Origin of the sequence: Mesorhizobium sp. M7A.F.Ca.CA.001.04.2.1, assembly GCF_003998485.1 — a bacterium.
Classification (GTDB): Bacteria; Pseudomonadota; Alphaproteobacteria; order Rhizobiales; family Rhizobiaceae; genus Mesorhizobium; species Mesorhizobium ciceri.
Window position 1 is genome coordinate 1 of sequence record NZ_RZQT01000030.1, and the last position, 14,858, is coordinate 14,858.

Consider the following 14,858-nt stretch of genomic DNA (forward strand, 5'->3'; position numbering starts at 1 on the left):
ATGGCGAAGTCCTGGGAGCTGCGAAAAGATATCCTCCGTCCGCCTCTGTTCTCGCCTTCCGACTGCCCAAACAACGAGCGGGGCGCCCTGTGAGGCACCCGCCCTTGACTGTTTCGGCACCGCCCCCGGCGAGGGAAGCGCGACTACTTCTTGCCGGCCTTCGCCGGCGCTGCCTTCGGCTTGGCCGCAGGTGCCGCTTTCTTCACCGGCGCTGAAGATTTCGCTGCCGCAGCCTTCTTTGCCGGAGCAGCCTTGGCAGCCGGCTTCTTGGCTGGTGCAGCCTTGGCAGCCGGTTTCTTGGCAGGTGCTGCCTTCTTCGCTGCGGGTTTCGCCGCGGCTTTCGCTGCAGGCTTCTTGGCCGGTGCCGCCTTGGCAGCCGGCTTTGCCGCTGCCTTGGCGGGTGCCGCCTTCTTCACTGCCGGTTTCGCCGCAGCTTTCGCTGCCGGCTTCTTGGCCGGTGCTGCTTTTGCCTTGGCCGCCGCGGCCTTCGGCTTGGCAGCGGGTGCTGCTTTCTTCACTGCAGCTGCGACCTTTGCCGTCGCTGCTTTTGCGGGTGCTTTCTTTGCCGGTGCCTTGGACGCCGGCGCTTTGGATGACTGCTTAGCCATGCGATGCCCCTTCCTTTGTGCCGACGGCCGTAATGACCCGGCGCGCTCATGCATATCTGACTCGCGGCTTGCTAGCCAGCGAAGCAATAGACTGATTTTCGCAGCTTAAATTTCGGTTACGATCGGCACATGATCGTGCTGATCGTCGCAGAAATTCACTTCTGATCTTCGACCATTGGCTAGAATGTGTCGCCGACATTCTCCACAGTCCGCGGAAGCGCTCCTCTCGTGAAGCTCCGAAGATCAGCGAGCAGCTTTGCGTGTCGATCGTCGGCCGCCGATATCATGACCGCTGCCTCATCGGTGCGATCATCTCGTGCAGGCGGACGATCTATACTGCAATGCGACAGCCGATCGGTGCATCGTCTTGTCAAGCACGAACGCAGATCGGCCTGCTCGTGAATTGACAGATAACTCTACATGGCAGAGTATTCTGTACAGCATGCTGGAGCATTTCAATGTCGATCGCACAGGAGCAAGCGGCGCTGTCGCCGTTCGAGATTGCCAAGACGGTCCGCCACGGCGGCAGCATGGTTGTCGGCGGCCTCCGGCTTGGCTGCGCCGGAGCCAATCGATGAGTGCCGACGAAATCATCCACCAGAGCACTCGGCTCAGGATCATGGCGGCGCTGAGCATGCTGGAAAGGCGGCAAACGCTGGATTTCACCGGGCTGAAAGCCATCGTGGACGTCACCGACGGCAATCTCGGTGCGCATCTCGATACGCTGGCCAGGGCTGGTTATGTCGACATCGAAAAGCTGTTCGTCGGCCGCCGGCCGCAGACGCGCGTCAGGGCGACGACGAGCGGACGGCGCGCGTTCCGCGGCCATGCCGCATTCCTGCGCAAGATCCTCGATCAGGCCGAGGCGGCGGCGCGCAGGAAATAGCGTGATGACTGGGCAATCCGCTCAGCGCGCGGCAACAACGGCAACGCCGGCGCCGATCATCACACCGCCCGCCGCGCGGTTCACCCGGCGTACGATCCTTGGTGTGCGCAACAGGCTGCGGGCGCGACCGGCGAGGACGACATGACCGCCGATCACCACGACCTCGACGGCCACGATCACCATCATCAGCACACCGAGATGACCTGCGTCGAGCGATGCGCCGACGACGCTAGGCAACAGCGCAATGTAGAACAACGGCATTTTCGGATTGCCAAGATTGAGCGCGATGCCGGTGGCAAAAATCATCAACAGCCCTCGCCGTCCTGAGATGGGCTGCAGTTCGGGAATGACGGGCGCCGCCATCCACAGCCTGATGCCCGTCCAGACCAGATAGGCCGCTCCACCATAGCGAAGCACCGTCATGACGATCGCCATCTTGGCGGCGACGATCGACAGGCCGAAGGCGGCGAGGATCAGGAAGATGAGGATGCCGACCACGGTGCCGGCACCGTAGGCGATGCCCGACGCGGCGCCATTGGAGATTGTGCGCGCGACGATCGTCATGTTGTCCGGACCCGGGCTGGCAGCGAACACGAAGAAGGCGGCCGCAAAGGCAAGCGAGGTCGCGAGATCCATGAAAACTCCCGAGGGTAATGCCGCTCTCGGGAGTCCAGACTAGCCGGTTTACCTGTCGGCGCCATCAGGAAAATCGAGAAACTGCGCGATGCGCATTTCCGTCACGGCTGATAGCCGAGGCAGATGGCGCCGAGCGCGACGATGGCGCAGGCGCCGACCCGCCGCGGCGTCAGCACCTCGCCGAGGAACAGACGTCCGATGAAGGCCGCGAAGACGACGCTGGTTTCGCGGATCGCGGTGATCGGACCGGCCGGTCCGAGCGCGAAGGCCGCGACCACGACACCGTAGGCCAGAAGTGCAAACAGGCCGCCGCCCAGCGCCTTCCAGGTTTCCGGCGCACCCAGGTCGACTGTGAGCCGGCCACGGCAGGCGACGAAGGCCGCCGGCAGCAACGCGCCGTAGATCAGCAGCACCCATGCGGTATAGGCGCCGGCGTTTCCCGCCGCCCGAACGCCGAGCGCATCGACCGTCGCATAAGCGGCGATGATCGCTCCCGTTGCCAGCGCATAGAGTATCGATGTCGTGGCGGCCCTGCCCCTTCCGAGAGAAAGGCCCATGATGCCGCCCGCGACCAGCGCGACACCGATGGTCTGCGGCAGAGTGAGCTGCTGGTTGGCCAGGAAGAACCCGCCGAGCGTGACGAGCAGCGGCACGCTGCCGCGAACGATCGGATAGACCTGTCCCAGCTCGCCATATCTGTAGGCGGCCACCAGAAACAAACTGTAGCCAACCTGCAGGCAGGCCGAGAGCACAATGTAGGACCAGGCCGGCGCGGCCGGAAGGGCGTGGAAGAAGGCTAAGGGGATGGCGAGCGCCGTACTGGAAAAGCTCATGACGGTGACGGTCCACAACCTGTCGGCCCCCGTGCGCAGGAACGCGTTCCAGGTTGCGTGCAGGATCGCCGCAAACAATGCGAGCCCGATGACCAGCGGGCTCATTGGGACTTACGCGAAGCAGCGACGATGCCCATGGCCGCCTTGCGGGCGTCGCGAATGGCGGCGTCGGCCGGCCCCATCTGCGCCAGCAAGGTCGCACCTTCGATCAGCATAAGCAGTGTCGCCGCCACGCTTTCGGCGCGGCCGCGCGGCATCATCTCTTCGAGGATAGACCGCATGCGCCGCTTGAGGCCGTTCTTCTGCCTGACAACGGCCTTGAAAACCGGATGCCCGGGATCGCCGAACTCGGCCAATGCATGAGCGAACAGACAGCCATGGAAATCGGCGCTGCGGAACCAGCGTGCATGCCAGTCAAAGATCCTTCCGATTTTCTGTTCCGGCGGAATGCCCTCCTGGGCGAGCCGGTCGAGCTGGCGGTCGAAACGCATAGCGCGATAGTCGAGCACCTCGACGATCAATTCGTCCTTGCTGGGGAAGTGGCGATACATCGTCATCTTGGCCACATCGGCTTCGGCGATGATCCGGTCGATACCCGTCGCATGGAAACCGGCGCGCTTGAACAGCACGTAGGCCGTTTCAACGACGTGCTGGCGCTTATCGGAAACGGGCGATGGTGTCACGGCGCATACCGAGTGATGAGACAGGTCTGTCTCATATCTATGCGACGGATCGCGCCAGCTGTCAACGCAGCACGAAAAACGCCTGCAGCCGATCAAGCCACAGGCGCGAAAGAGATTGGAAGGGGAAACCGGGTTTAGCGCAGAATGCGGCAGCGGCCGTTGTAGACCATCCAGCGGTCGAAGCCCGAGACGCAGAATTCGACATTGTCGCCGATCGAGGCAAAGCCCTGGCCTTCCTCGATCAGGTACCAGATGGTGCGATCGCGGCCGTCGGACAGGCTGACGGTGGCCCCGCAATAACGGCGACCGATCGGCCAGGTATCGTCGGCCGCCAGATAGCGATGCTGGTGAATGCGCCGGAAATCGGTGATCTGCACATCCGGCAGATGTGGCACGTGATGCACCTGATAGGAAAAGCGGCTGGTGATCTTGTTCAGTACCCAAGGCTGACCGCAGACCCCGCTGTCTTCATCGGAATAGACCGTAAGATCGGCGGCCTGCACGGTCTGGGTGATACCGAGAGGCGCGGCAAGCGGGGTGCAGAGCGAAATCAGGGCGGCAAGAGCGGATTTGGCGAAGCGAGTCATGGCAGCCTCTCAAGGTCGATTGTGCGCACTGTGCGGATTCGCTCGGCGGCGGTCAAGCGGTTGCGTTGACAATGGTTTCCCAGTTTGAAACTGCTTTTTGACCAAAGCCGAATTTACACGGCACCGGAATGGCTCTGGCACGTTCATGCCCGGATCCAAAAGAGCGCGGGTCCCGGGTCGTCAATGAGCCCGCCTCAAGCCTGCTCGCCGGCCAGCCATTCCAACGACCAGTGTGCCGGCCGCCCCACCGCAAGCAGCCTGTGCAGGGCCGGCAGCAGCGTCCGCAGCTCGCCCTCCAGCGTGAACGGCGGATTGACCACCAGCAGACCGCTGCCGTCGAGGCTGGGTTCCAAAGAGGCCGGCCTGATCTCGAATTCGATGTCGAGCAGCTTCGGGATGCCCGATTGCTTCAGCGCCTTGCGGAAAGCGATGATCGCCTTGCGGTCCTTGATCGGATACCAGAGCGCGTAGATGCCGCCTGGCCAGCGCTTGTGCGCCCTTATGAGCCCGTCGACGAGGCGATCGAACTCACCCGCTTCCTCGAATGGCGGATCGATGAGAACAAGGCCGCGCTTCTCCTTCGGCGGCAGATGGGCGCCGAGCGCGAGCCAGCCATCGAGTTCGATGATCCGGGCCTGGAAATCGCCGGCAAAGAACGTCCTCAGCCTCGCGGCATCCTTGGGGTGCAGCTCGATCGCGGTCAGCCTGTCCTGCTTGCGCATGAGATGGCGCGCAATCAACGGCGAGCCCGGGTATTTCTGGATGCCACCCTCAGGGTTGAGCGACCGTATTGTCTCCAGATAAGGCGCGAGCAGTGCTGCCACCGGCGCGGCAAACGGGGCATCGATCAGCCTGCCGATGCCGCCTTGCCACTCACCCGTCTTCTGCGCTTCGGCCGACGACAGATCGTAGCGGCCAATGCCGGCATGGGTGTCGACGACCCGAAACGCCTTGTCCTTCTGCTTCAGATACTCGAGCAAGCGCGTCAGCACGACATGCTTGACGACGTCGGCGAAATTCCCGGCATGGTAGGCGTGGCGGTAGTTCATCGTTTTGTGCCGTTATGCATGTCGTTGTCCCAAAACCGCTGCACACTTTTGGGCGACATGCATCAGCCCCTGCCCCAGCGCGGCGGTGGCGGCTGAGAGTTCGGATTTTCCGGCCGACCGCCTCGAGTGCGCAAGGTCAGCAAAAATCCGATCAGGCCGATCGCCATCAGCGCGAAGCCGACCGGCCGTGCACGGCTGTCGATCTCGCCTGCGCCGGAGCGCAGGATGAGATCGACAGCCCGCATCGGTATGTCGTCGGCATCACCCGGTCCGACGGTGAAGACGTAGGGACCCGGGCTGACGGTCGCGATGACGCCGGCCTCGTCGCGAAAGATCTTGTCGGGCAGTTGCGGGCTGGCCTGGCGAGGATTGTCGGAATGGTTGAACTGCAGCGTCGAGGCGAGCACCGTGCGGCCATTGCTGGCGGCGGTCAGCGTCAGCACGGTGCGCTGCTGCGAGACGATGCGCTCGGCTCTTGCGGTCAGGTCGACCAGCACCCGCACCGGCGCATCGCGGCCGGAGAGCGGCACCGTCAGCGGCTTGAAACGGCCTTGCTCATAGACCCGCCAGGTGCCGATCTCGTGCCCGGAGAAATTGCTCATCGCCCAGGGATAGATGACACCGACGCCGGCGCCGACAAGCAGGATCAGGACAAACAGAAAGCGCATTCACATCACCATGGCGTATCGTAACCTTGCCAATAGCGCCCCGACGGCCAAAAGGCGATGGCCAGTTGCGGCAGCCACCCTGGAGGTGGACCGTGCGGGGTGCGAGCGCAACCAGCTTGGCGGCGTGGCTGCGCAACAATGCCGATAACGTTCTACCTATGCGCTCAAAAATTAAGCCGTGTATTTCGCGCGCCGCGCTGAATATTGCTGTCGGCTCATTCTTGGCCGTTCTTGCTGTCAGGTTTTGATTCTACCTCAAGGGACAGCTTGCCGCGTCCGGCAACATATTGACGTCGATCGAGCCAATATGCTGATTCATAAACAGGATTTGCCTTGTGCGCCATGCTTCGGTCCGAGAGGCCGTAGCCGCTTTCATGATTAACCATTCGCGAGCGCATTTGGTTAAGGAATTGCTAATTTAGTTGACTATAATTTCCACAGGTATATTTTCGATGCGTTGGGATGTGCAATTTGGGCGAGCAATCGATGGTGACACCGGGCGTGTGATCGCGATTTCGGGGCGCGGAGAATGCTGAGCGGCAGCACGGAGGTTGTGTAGTCGCACCAGCTTCGCGAAAGCCAAGAACAATTGACGCACATCAGTGATGGCGGTTCCGCAGATGCGGAGGTTTGCCACGTTCTCAGGAACGTGGCCGGGCGATGCTTTGTCCCGGCCCGGCGGTAGCGTGTTCGGTGCGTATGAGGAAAGCATGACTAAGCTTGTCAAGGTTCTGAAACTGGAATCCGGCAGCCAAAAGGACGCCAGCCAAAGCCGACGACGCGCCCTTGTCGCCGGAGGAGCGGGATTTTTAGGTTCGCATCTGTGCGAACGTCTTTTGCGGGACGGATACGACGTTGTCGCGCTGGACAATTTCCACACCGGCAAAAGATACAATCTCAATGCCCTTCAGCGCAATCCGAGCTTCAGCTGCATCGAGCACGACATCGTCGATGCACTGCCTTCGGACCTTCAGTGCGACGAGATCTACAATCTCGCCTGCCCAGCCTCTCCGCCGCACTACCAGGCAGATCCGATCCACACCTTCAAGACAAGCGTGCTTGGCTCGCTGAACCTTCTGGAACTCGCGCGACAGAACAAGGCCAAGATATTCCAGGCCTCGACGTCCGAAGTCTATGGCGATCCCTTCGTGCATCCACAGCCCGAGAGCTACTTCGGCAACGTCAACACGCACGGGCCGCGCTCCTGCTACGATGAAGGCAAGCGCTCGGCCGAAACCCTGTTCTTCGATTATTCGAGAACCTATGGTCTCGATATTCGTGTCGCCCGCATTTTCAACACCTACGGTCGCCGCATGCAGCCCGACGATGGACGTGTGGTTTCGAACTTCATCGTCCAGGCGCTGCGCGGCGAGGACCTGACCGTCTATGGCAGCGGCCAGCAGACGCGCTCCTTCTGCTATGCCGACGACCTGATCGAGGGCTTTATCCGGCTGATGAATGCGCCGAACGCGCCCGCCCACCCGGTCAATCTCGGCAACCCTGCCGAATTCACCATCATGGAACTGGCGACGCTGGTCGTCGATTACACCAACGCCCGATCGAAGATCGTGCATCGGCCGCTGCCCGTCGACGATCCCAGGCAACGCAAGCCGGACATCTCCTTTGCCAGGGCCAATCTCGGCTGGGAGCCGAAAATCAGCTTGAGCCAGGGGCTCGCGCGTACCGTCGAGTATTTTGATACCCTGCTCTACGGAAGTCACACCGCCAGAGGAGCTGCTGCTTCATGAGCCGGCCGGCGGTCCTGGTGACGGGTGGAGCCGGCTTCATCGGCAGCCACACCTGCAAGCAGTTGGCCGCCGCCGGCTACATGCCGGTGGTTTTCGACAATCTGAGCCGCGGCAATGAGAGATCCGTCGCCTGGGGGCCGCTTGTCGTCGGCGATATCCGGGATCGGGATGCACTGCGGCGGGCGATGGAAACGCACCGGCCGACGGCCGTGATCCATTTTGCTGCGCTGGCCTATGTCGGAGAGTCCGTTCGCGAGCCGGCCGAATATTATTCGACCAATGTGACAGGCACCATCGCGGTGCTCGATGCCGCACGCGCGAGTTCGATCGAAAACATCATCTTCTCCAGCAGCTGTGCGACCTACGGCGTGCCGGAGGCGTTGCCGGTTCGCGAGACCTCCTCGCAAAATCCGATCAGCCCCTATGGGCGGCGCACCAAGCTGATCGGCGAACAGATCATCGGCGACTATGCGTCCGCATACGGAATGAAATTTGCGATCCTGCGCTATTTCAACGCTTGTGGCGCCGATCCCGATGGCGAGCTCGGTGAGTGGCATTCGCCGGAAACCCATCTGGTTCCCAGAGTGCTCATGGCCGCATCGGGCATCATCGACGCGATCGAGGTTTTCGGCACCGACTACGACACGTCGGACGGCACTTGCGTAAGGGATTATATCCACGTCACCGATCTGGCCCGCGCCCACCTGAAAGCGCTCATGCATCTCGAGGGTGGCGGGCGAAGCCTTGCGGTCAATCTCGGCACAGGGCGGGGCGTCTCCATCAAGGAGATTGTCAAGGCGGTCGGCCGAATGACGTCGAGGCCGGTTCCGGCAGTGTTCAGGAGCCGACGCCCCGGAGATCCGGCGGAGCTCTACGCCGATCCGGGAAGCGCACGCGAACATCTTGGCTTTGTGCCGGAGCTTTCAGACATCGATACGATTGTCAGGACGGCCGCTCCCTTTTTCGGACTGAAGACCAGGCCCATGAAACTGCCGCCAGTGAGGGCGGCAGCGCCGGTCGTCGCCCGACGGGTCAGAGATAGCGGGGGTGACAGCTCGCGCGCTGGCCAAATCCGCTAGGGCTGCAGATATAAGGCGAGCCGCCCGAGAACGTGCTGCCATCGCCCGGATTGAACGAGATGTTCACCGGCGCCGGCGTGCTGGCTTTGATCCGTTGCGGCGGTGCAAAGGCGTAGGCACTTTCGGTCCCTATTGTGCTTGTCATCTGGATCGGAAGGTCGGCCCGGAGCGAGCGCACGAGAAATCTGGCCTGCACGGGCTGGACCGCGGGCTGACTGCGGACCGGGTGGACGATGGGCCTGATAAGGACCGAACCGGTTTCAGTTGCGTCCATACCTTGACAACCTGCAACCATAGAGCTCAGCGCCACAGCCGCGGCAATAGACACGACATTCTTGCTTGAGCGAAATACGCTCGCGGAATTTCTCATCCTCTGTCCCTTGCTATCAAGTATAAGCCAGGGGCGCATTGCGACATACTATACTTGGGCCGCTTCCACGCCGCATGAGTGACCACTCGCACATCACACGTTATATTAGATATCACTAATTATTAAATTTCATCAAAACCGTATGGCAGGCCATCGTCTTGTCGTCCGGGCGATGCAGTTGAATGCGACTAAATGCGATCGGCGCGCCGATCGCGCCTGCCGAGCCACTCAACCATAAGCGATTCGCGGGTTCCACAACAGGCGCACGGGGAGAACAGCCAAGCCATCTCAGCGCGGCCGGAAGCGGCCTACTTTTTGGCATCGACCAGCTTGCGGGTCACTTCGAACTGCGCGCCCTTGGTGTCGCCTGCTTCGAATTTCTTGTATTCGTCGGAAGGATCCTCGGGAGATCGCTTGAAACCGTACCATTCCCCGTCCGGATCCTTGCGTTGCTCGATATTCCGGCCCTGAATGCGGTGGCTGTAGCAGGTGCGGTGCTGCTCGCCGGTGTAGCCCTTCGATCGCCAGGCGAGCTCCATGCACATCTTGCCGTCCTTGGTCACCAGCCATCTGCCCTCCGCGACAGACGCGGTGTCCTGCCCGGACGTCCAGGCCTGGAGACGTCGATTGCCCTGCGCGAAAAAGGCCGCGCCGTTTTTCCATATCCATGTGCGGTCGGCATAAAGAAGCTGCAGCTCGTAGGCAGTTGGAGCCGGTGCGATGACCATTCCCGCTGGTCTGCCGTCTTTGGCGGCAGCCGCATGCGCCGTTCCCGAAAGCGCCGTCTGGCCGCAGAGGGCCAGGAGAAACATGAGTTGCATACAAGTTGCGAACCCACAATGTTTGCGTCGACCGTCGACACCATGCGGTGGCAATCCGGTCAGAGCTGTCAGTACAATTGGCGTTCGCATGCCCGTTTTGCCCAAGGTAGCACTATCATCGCTCTGACAGCCGTATGAACTATTTAACAGTCGCGAGAACGGTGATGTCAACCTTTGCGAGCGGACGGACAACAACCGTTCCAGATGTGCGCATCCCGCTGTCGTCAAAATTAAGAAATGTGTCATATGCTCTGCCCAACTCTGACAATCGCACTCAAAAGCAACATCCGCAGACGTGAGGGAGGACGCGGTTTCAAATGGCGGGCGACCCGGAATTGAACCAGGCCGAAGGTCAGCAATACCGGCAGCAGTCGACCGTCCGGGAAACGACTGCTCGCAACACCGTGAGCCCCAACATGGCGATCTTGCTGGGGATACTGTTCATTGCGATCCTGTTCAGGTTCCACAACATAACCTTGCCGCTGGTCGATGCCTTCAGCTGGCGCGAAACAAGTACCGCGATGATGGCCGACAATTTCCAGCAGCGCAGCTGGAACATCTTCTTCCCCGAGGTCAGCTGGACCGGGCCCGGGCCAAGCTATCAGGGCCGCGAGTTCCAGATCGTCAGCTATCTGACCGCCATACTCTACCAACTCTTTGGCTGGCACGACTGGTTCGGCCGCATGATTGCGGCCCTTTTCGGCTTGGTGACGGTGTTTTCACTGCACAGACTAACGGCGCTATGCTGGGGCGAGACGCACGCCCACGCCGCGGCACTTGCCTATGCGCTGATGCCGGCGGCGATCATGATCGACAGCTCGTTCCTTCCCGACCCCTCGATGCTGGCTCTGGTAACCTTGGGCGTCTGGCTTTTCACGAAATACTGGACGGGAGGCAGCGCGTGGCTGCTCCCCTTCGCCACAGCCAGCTTTTCCCTCGGTGTGCTTGCAAAACCACCGGGTTTGGCTGCTGGAGGCGTCATATTCTATCTGATGGTTTGCTGGCTTTTGCAAAATCGGCGAAAGCATGCGGCCAAAGTATTCATAAGCGGACTGGTCAGCCTGTTCGTCATCGGCGCCTACTACAGCTGGGCCATTTATCTCGGGCGAACCTATCCGCCCTTTCATGTCGCGGGCAGCGGATACATCTGGGATTCTGGATTCTGGACGTTTTTCAACAACGATTTCTATTTCAAATCTGTTTGGAACACGTCGGTCTGGTGGTTTTATGGCTATCCGTTCATGATTTTGATGGCGGTCGGATTCTGGATGCCGCCCCAGCCAGTCGCGGAATCGAAAGAACGCGCTCTTTCGGCCATACCTTTCATATGGCTTGCAGCGGCCTCTGTTGTTTATCTCGCTGCGGCACGTGAGATCACGACCAATCCATGGAACTATCATATATTCCATGTGCCATTTGCGATGTTTTGCGGCCGTGGCGCGGTCGTCCTGGCGACGCTTGGAGCCAAAACCGTTCCGTCTCCTGGGGTAATTCTGCGGTCGATTTGCATCGCGGCCGCTATGCTTGTCTGGTCGACTTTTCCCCTCGTCCGGACCATGAAGGCGCCCTTCGCCATGAATGGAAAGTTGCTTGGCGACGAGTTGGCGCGCAGGGCCCAACCTGGCGATCTTGTCGTGGCCATCGCTCCGGAGGTGGGAGATCCTGTCGCAGTCTATTACAGCAGGGCGCGCGGGTGGGTGTTTCCGCCTGGTGGCGGCGACGTGGAGTGGTCCAGGTTCGTCGAGGACGATGCCATCGCGATAGCACAGCTTGAGGAACTTCGCACGCAAGGCGCGGATTGGTTCGGCGTGGCAAAGGATGCCGAAGACAGTCAGAAACGGCCGTTCATCGAGCATCATGACGGGGTGATCGACTATCTCAACAAGATCGGGACCAAGCGGCTGGATTCGGACAACCTCCTGATTTATGAAATCAGCCGGCCTTGATCTGGTCAGGCCGTTGGGCTTATGGGCTGGGGATCAGGCAAACGTTGGAAATCCGGCGACGGTCAGCGACCTTGCCGACCCGCCCTCGCCTGCCCAACGCAGCAAGCTAAGCGAGACAAGCCGGCCAGCAAGCTCAAATATCTCTATGGCTGGCGGAATTCGACGGTTGTGACCGGAGGAATTGTTGAAACGAGCGATTTCGATCATTGTGACGCTGGCCCTGCTGGCCTGGCTCGCCAGCGACTCGCGCTGGCGCATGGTCGGCGACGCCTTTGCCCGCATCACGCCCGGCACCTTCGCCGTGGCGACGATCGCGTTCTTCGTCACCTATGTCTTGCGTGCGCTGCGCGTCTGCGACGAGTTCCGCGACGAGGTGCATGGCCGCTTCGGCGCCTGCCTGCGCGTCATTCTGATCCACAATGCGATGATCAATGTCGTGCCCTTTCGCGGCGGCGAGACGGCCTTTCCCCTGCTCCTGCGCCAGGTCTTCGGCATACCGATCATGCGCGCCAGCGCCTCACTGCTGTGGTTCAGGCTGCAGGACGCCTTCGTCGTCGGCGTGCTGGCCCTGGTGGTGTGGCCGGGCCTGCATCTGGCGATTAGGATTGCGGGCGGGGCCGTCTTGATCGTCGCCGCCTGGTACCTGCCGCGCTGGGCGCGTGCGCCGCATGACTGGGCCGGCCGCGGCAAGATCGTGGCGAAGCTCGGCAAGCTCCGAGATGTGTTCACCGAAGCAACCGGGCGCTCGCGCTATGGCTGGTGGTGGACGATCGCGAACTGGTCCCTGAAGCTCGCTGTGCAGGGATGGTTGTTGGCAATGCTGCTGGGGACATCCTTTTCGACCGCCTTTCCAGGCGTCGTTGGGGCCGAAGGAGCCGCCATACTGCCGGTGCAAGGCGTCGCCGGCTTCGGCACCTATGAAGCGGGAGCAGCAGCGGCGCTGCTCACCTCCGGAATCACGATGAAGAATGGCTTGCAGGCGGCGCTGGCGCTGCACCTGTTCATCTTCTGCTCGGCAATCGCCACGGGTGCGATCGCCTGGCTGTTTCCCTCGAAATCGACGCTGCCGGGAAATCCGGCTGTCGGACCTGCAAGGAAGCCATCCCAATGAACATATTGCCCATCCCTGCTTCGGGACTGCCTGACGGCGCGGTAATGCCGAACCATACGCTGTCCATCGTCGTCCCCATGTACAACGAGGCCGAAAACGTCGAGCCGCTGCTGGCACGGATCCACCAGGCGATGGAACGCTACGACCAGCCCTGGGAGGTCGTGCTGGTCGATGACGGCAGCACCGACGCGACGGTGAGCGAGATCAGGCGCCTTGCAGCGCATTACGGCTCGCATGTGCATGCGGTCGAGCTCGTGCGCAACTACAAGCAGACCGCCGCGATGCAGGCCGGCATCGACGCGGCGCGCGGCGACGTCATCGCCACGATCGATGGCGACCTGCAAAATGATCCCTACGACATTCCGCGTATGGTCTACCGCCTGCTGAGCGAGGATCTCGACCTGGTGGTCGGCTGGCGCAAGGACCGGCAGGAAGGGTTTTTCATGCGCAGGCTGCCCTCGCGCATCGCCAACGCGCTGATCGCGCGCGTCACCGGGGTGCGCCTCAAGGATTATGGCTGCAGCCTTAAGGTCTATCGCGGCAACGTCATCCGCAGCGTCAAGCTCTATGGCGAGATGCACCGCTTCATCCCGGCATGGCTGGCCACGGTGACGACCCCCAGACGCATCGCGCAGGAGGTGGTGACGCACCACGCCCGCATCCACGGCCAGTCCAAATACGGCATTTCGCGCACCTTCAGGGTCGTGCTCGATCTGGTGTTCATGTACTTCTTCATGCGCTATCGCACACGGCCGGGACATTTCTTCGGCGGCATCGGCATCGTGCTTGGCGCGCTGGGTTCGCTGATCCTTGCCTACCTGCTTTGCCTGAAGCTGTTTTTCGCCGAAGACATCGGAACACGCCCGATGCTGTTCACCGGCTTCTTCCTGCTCATCGCCGGGGTGCAGATGGTGACGTCGGGCGTGCTGGCGGAAATGCTGGCACGCGTCTATCACGAGGCGAACGGAGCATCGGCCTATGTCGCGCGGCCACGGCCGCCGGCCGGCGACAATGACGGCTGGCACGCCCCGGGCCGAGCATCGTGACCTGATCGGAATGCCACGGAGGTCCGCGCCTAACGAACGCATGGCGGTCGGAGGGCAAGAGGCAAAGCGCAACGTCTGCGCAAACCTCTCGCCCTCCACTCGCGCCCCCCCCGGCAAAGACCCGGCAGCGGTCAAATCGGCCGCGCTTCAGGTCTGATGGCTTAGTAACGCGAACGGCAGCTGGCGCGCTGGCCGAAACCGCTCGGACCACATATCCAGGGCGAATGACCCAGGAGCGGGCCGCCATTGCCCAGACTGTAGGAGACCTTCACCGTCGCCGGCCTGCCGACCCGCTGCGGCCGCACGAAGGCCGCATAGGCCTCCTCCCTCGTACGCGTCACGTTGGTCATCTTGGTGAGCGGTTTGCGGTTGATCAGATGCAGCCGCTTGTCCTTGGCGTAGTGCACCCTCTGGCCGAGCGAATGAACCACGGGCTTGGTGCCGATCGAGCTCGTCTTGGTGGCATCCATGCTTTGGCAACCGGACATCATCGAGATCAATGCAACCGCGGCAAATGCACAGGCATGTTTCTTGCCGAGCCTTGCCCCTCTTTCCATTATTTTGTTCATCGCTATCCCCTGCCATGAAATACAAGTCGCTGGAGCGCGGAGATATATTGCTCTTATTTGCTTTCCGCACCACGCGAGTGACCCATCGCCACTCACATCATGGGCTGTATATTAGGGGAGACTTATTAAATATCATGCAAACGATATGATGAGCGCGGTCTTTCGGCACTCGACCGGATATTATTAAAATTTGACCTTTTGGGATCGTGCCTGGCCCT

Annotated in this window: 16 protein-coding genes; 6 read left to right on the forward strand and 10 right to left on the reverse strand. The window is 61.3% G+C overall.

What is annotated here, in order from left to right; all coding sequences use genetic code 11:
* Positions 1-143 precede the first annotated feature (143 nt).
* Entirely contained in the window at positions 144-608 is a 465-nt protein-coding gene (locus tag EN955_RS12225; protein WP_024504297.1) for a hypothetical protein, read from the reverse strand.
* 574 nt (positions 609-1,182) lie between these two features.
* Between EN955_RS12225 and EN955_RS12235 the strand changes: the two genes are divergently transcribed.
* Positions 1,183-1,494 carry a transcriptional regulator gene (locus EN955_RS12235; RefSeq protein WP_013532486.1) on the forward strand — a complete coding sequence of 104 codons (312 nt, stop codon included), beginning with the start codon at positions 1,183-1,185 and terminating at the stop codon, positions 1,492-1,494.
* 21 nt (positions 1,495-1,515) lie between these two features.
* Here EN955_RS12235 and EN955_RS12240 read toward each other — a convergent pair whose 3' ends face one another.
* The 7 genes from EN955_RS12240 to EN955_RS35865 all read right to left on the reverse strand — a co-directional run bounded on the left by EN955_RS12240 (position 1,516) and on the right by EN955_RS35865 (position 6,294).
* Entirely contained in the window at positions 1,516-2,130 is a 615-nt protein-coding gene (locus tag EN955_RS12240; protein ID WP_013532487.1) for a LysE family translocator, read from the reverse strand.
* A gap of 101 nt (positions 2,131-2,231) precedes the next feature.
* Positions 2,232-3,068: a DMT family transporter gene (locus tag EN955_RS12245; protein WP_024504298.1), complete on the reverse strand. Its 837-nt coding sequence runs from the start codon at positions 3,066-3,068 to the stop codon at positions 2,232-2,234.
* Positions 3,065-3,646, reverse strand: coding sequence for a TetR/AcrR family transcriptional regulator (locus EN955_RS12250; protein WP_024504299.1), 582 nt, complete (start codon positions 3,644-3,646; stop codon positions 3,065-3,067). Before EN955_RS12250 ends, EN955_RS12245 begins: the two co-directional genes overlap by 4 nt.
* A 134-nt stretch (positions 3,647-3,780) precedes the next feature.
* The gene (locus tag EN955_RS12255) at positions 3,781-4,233 is read right to left on the reverse strand and encodes a hypothetical protein (RefSeq protein WP_013532490.1); all 453 of its coding nucleotides are present in this window, start codon (positions 4,231-4,233) and stop codon (positions 3,781-3,783) included.
* A gap of 194 nt (positions 4,234-4,427) precedes the next feature.
* Positions 4,428-5,282, reverse strand: a complete 855-nt coding sequence (locus EN955_RS12260) for a 23S rRNA (adenine(2030)-N(6))-methyltransferase RlmJ (RefSeq protein WP_024504300.1) — start codon at positions 5,280-5,282, stop codon at positions 4,428-4,430.
* Positions 5,283-5,344: 62 nt separating this feature from the next.
* Positions 5,345-5,950, reverse strand: a complete 606-nt coding sequence (locus EN955_RS12265; RefSeq protein ID WP_013532492.1) for a hypothetical protein — start codon at positions 5,948-5,950, stop codon at positions 5,345-5,347.
* 215 nt (positions 5,951-6,165) lie between these two features.
* Entirely contained in the window at positions 6,166-6,294 is a 129-nt protein-coding gene (locus EN955_RS35865; RefSeq protein ID WP_255337192.1) for a hypothetical protein, read from the reverse strand.
* Positions 6,295-6,660: 366 nt separating this feature from the next.
* Here EN955_RS35865 and EN955_RS12270 point away from each other — a divergent pair, with 366 nt between their 5' ends.
* Both EN955_RS12270 and galE read left to right on the forward strand, forming a co-directional pair.
* Positions 6,661-7,698 carry a UDP-glucuronic acid decarboxylase family protein gene (locus tag EN955_RS12270; protein WP_024504301.1) on the forward strand — a complete coding sequence of 346 codons (1,038 nt, stop codon included), beginning with the start codon at positions 6,661-6,663 and terminating at the stop codon, positions 7,696-7,698.
* Complete coding sequence (gene galE, locus EN955_RS12275) at positions 7,695-8,777, forward strand: UDP-glucose 4-epimerase GalE (protein ID WP_024504302.1); 1,083 nt, start codon at positions 7,695-7,697, stop codon at positions 8,775-8,777. Before EN955_RS12270 ends, galE begins: the two co-directional genes overlap by 4 nt.
* A gap of 678 nt (positions 8,778-9,455) precedes the next feature.
* On the opposite strand, the gene EN955_RS12285 is transcribed toward galE, so the two are convergent.
* A complete protein-coding gene (locus tag EN955_RS12285; protein WP_245462195.1) occupies positions 9,456-10,073 on the reverse strand; it encodes a DUF995 domain-containing protein in 618 nt (205 codons plus the stop codon).
* A 212-nt stretch (positions 10,074-10,285) separates the two neighbouring features.
* Between EN955_RS12285 and EN955_RS12290 the strand changes: the two genes are divergently transcribed.
* The 3 genes from EN955_RS12290 (at position 10,286) to EN955_RS12300 (ending at position 14,071) form a co-directional block, all read left to right on the forward strand.
* The gene (locus tag EN955_RS12290) at positions 10,286-11,914 is read left to right on the forward strand and encodes a glycosyltransferase family 39 protein (protein WP_024504304.1); all 1,629 of its coding nucleotides are present in this window, start codon (positions 10,286-10,288) and stop codon (positions 11,912-11,914) included.
* 184 nt (positions 11,915-12,098) lie between these two features.
* Complete coding sequence (locus tag EN955_RS12295; RefSeq protein ID WP_024504305.1) at positions 12,099-13,025, forward strand: lysylphosphatidylglycerol synthase transmembrane domain-containing protein; 927 nt, start codon at positions 12,099-12,101, stop codon at positions 13,023-13,025.
* A 44-nt stretch (positions 13,026-13,069) separates the two neighbouring features.
* Positions 13,070-14,071, forward strand: coding sequence for a glycosyltransferase family 2 protein (locus EN955_RS12300; RefSeq protein WP_245265361.1), 1,002 nt, complete (start codon positions 13,070-13,072; stop codon positions 14,069-14,071).
* Positions 14,072-14,232: 161 nt separating this feature from the next.
* Here EN955_RS12300 and EN955_RS12305 read toward each other — a convergent pair whose 3' ends face one another.
* Entirely contained in the window at positions 14,233-14,640 is a 408-nt protein-coding gene (locus EN955_RS12305; protein WP_013532500.1) for a hypothetical protein, read from the reverse strand.
* Positions 14,641-14,858 lie beyond the last annotated feature (218 nt).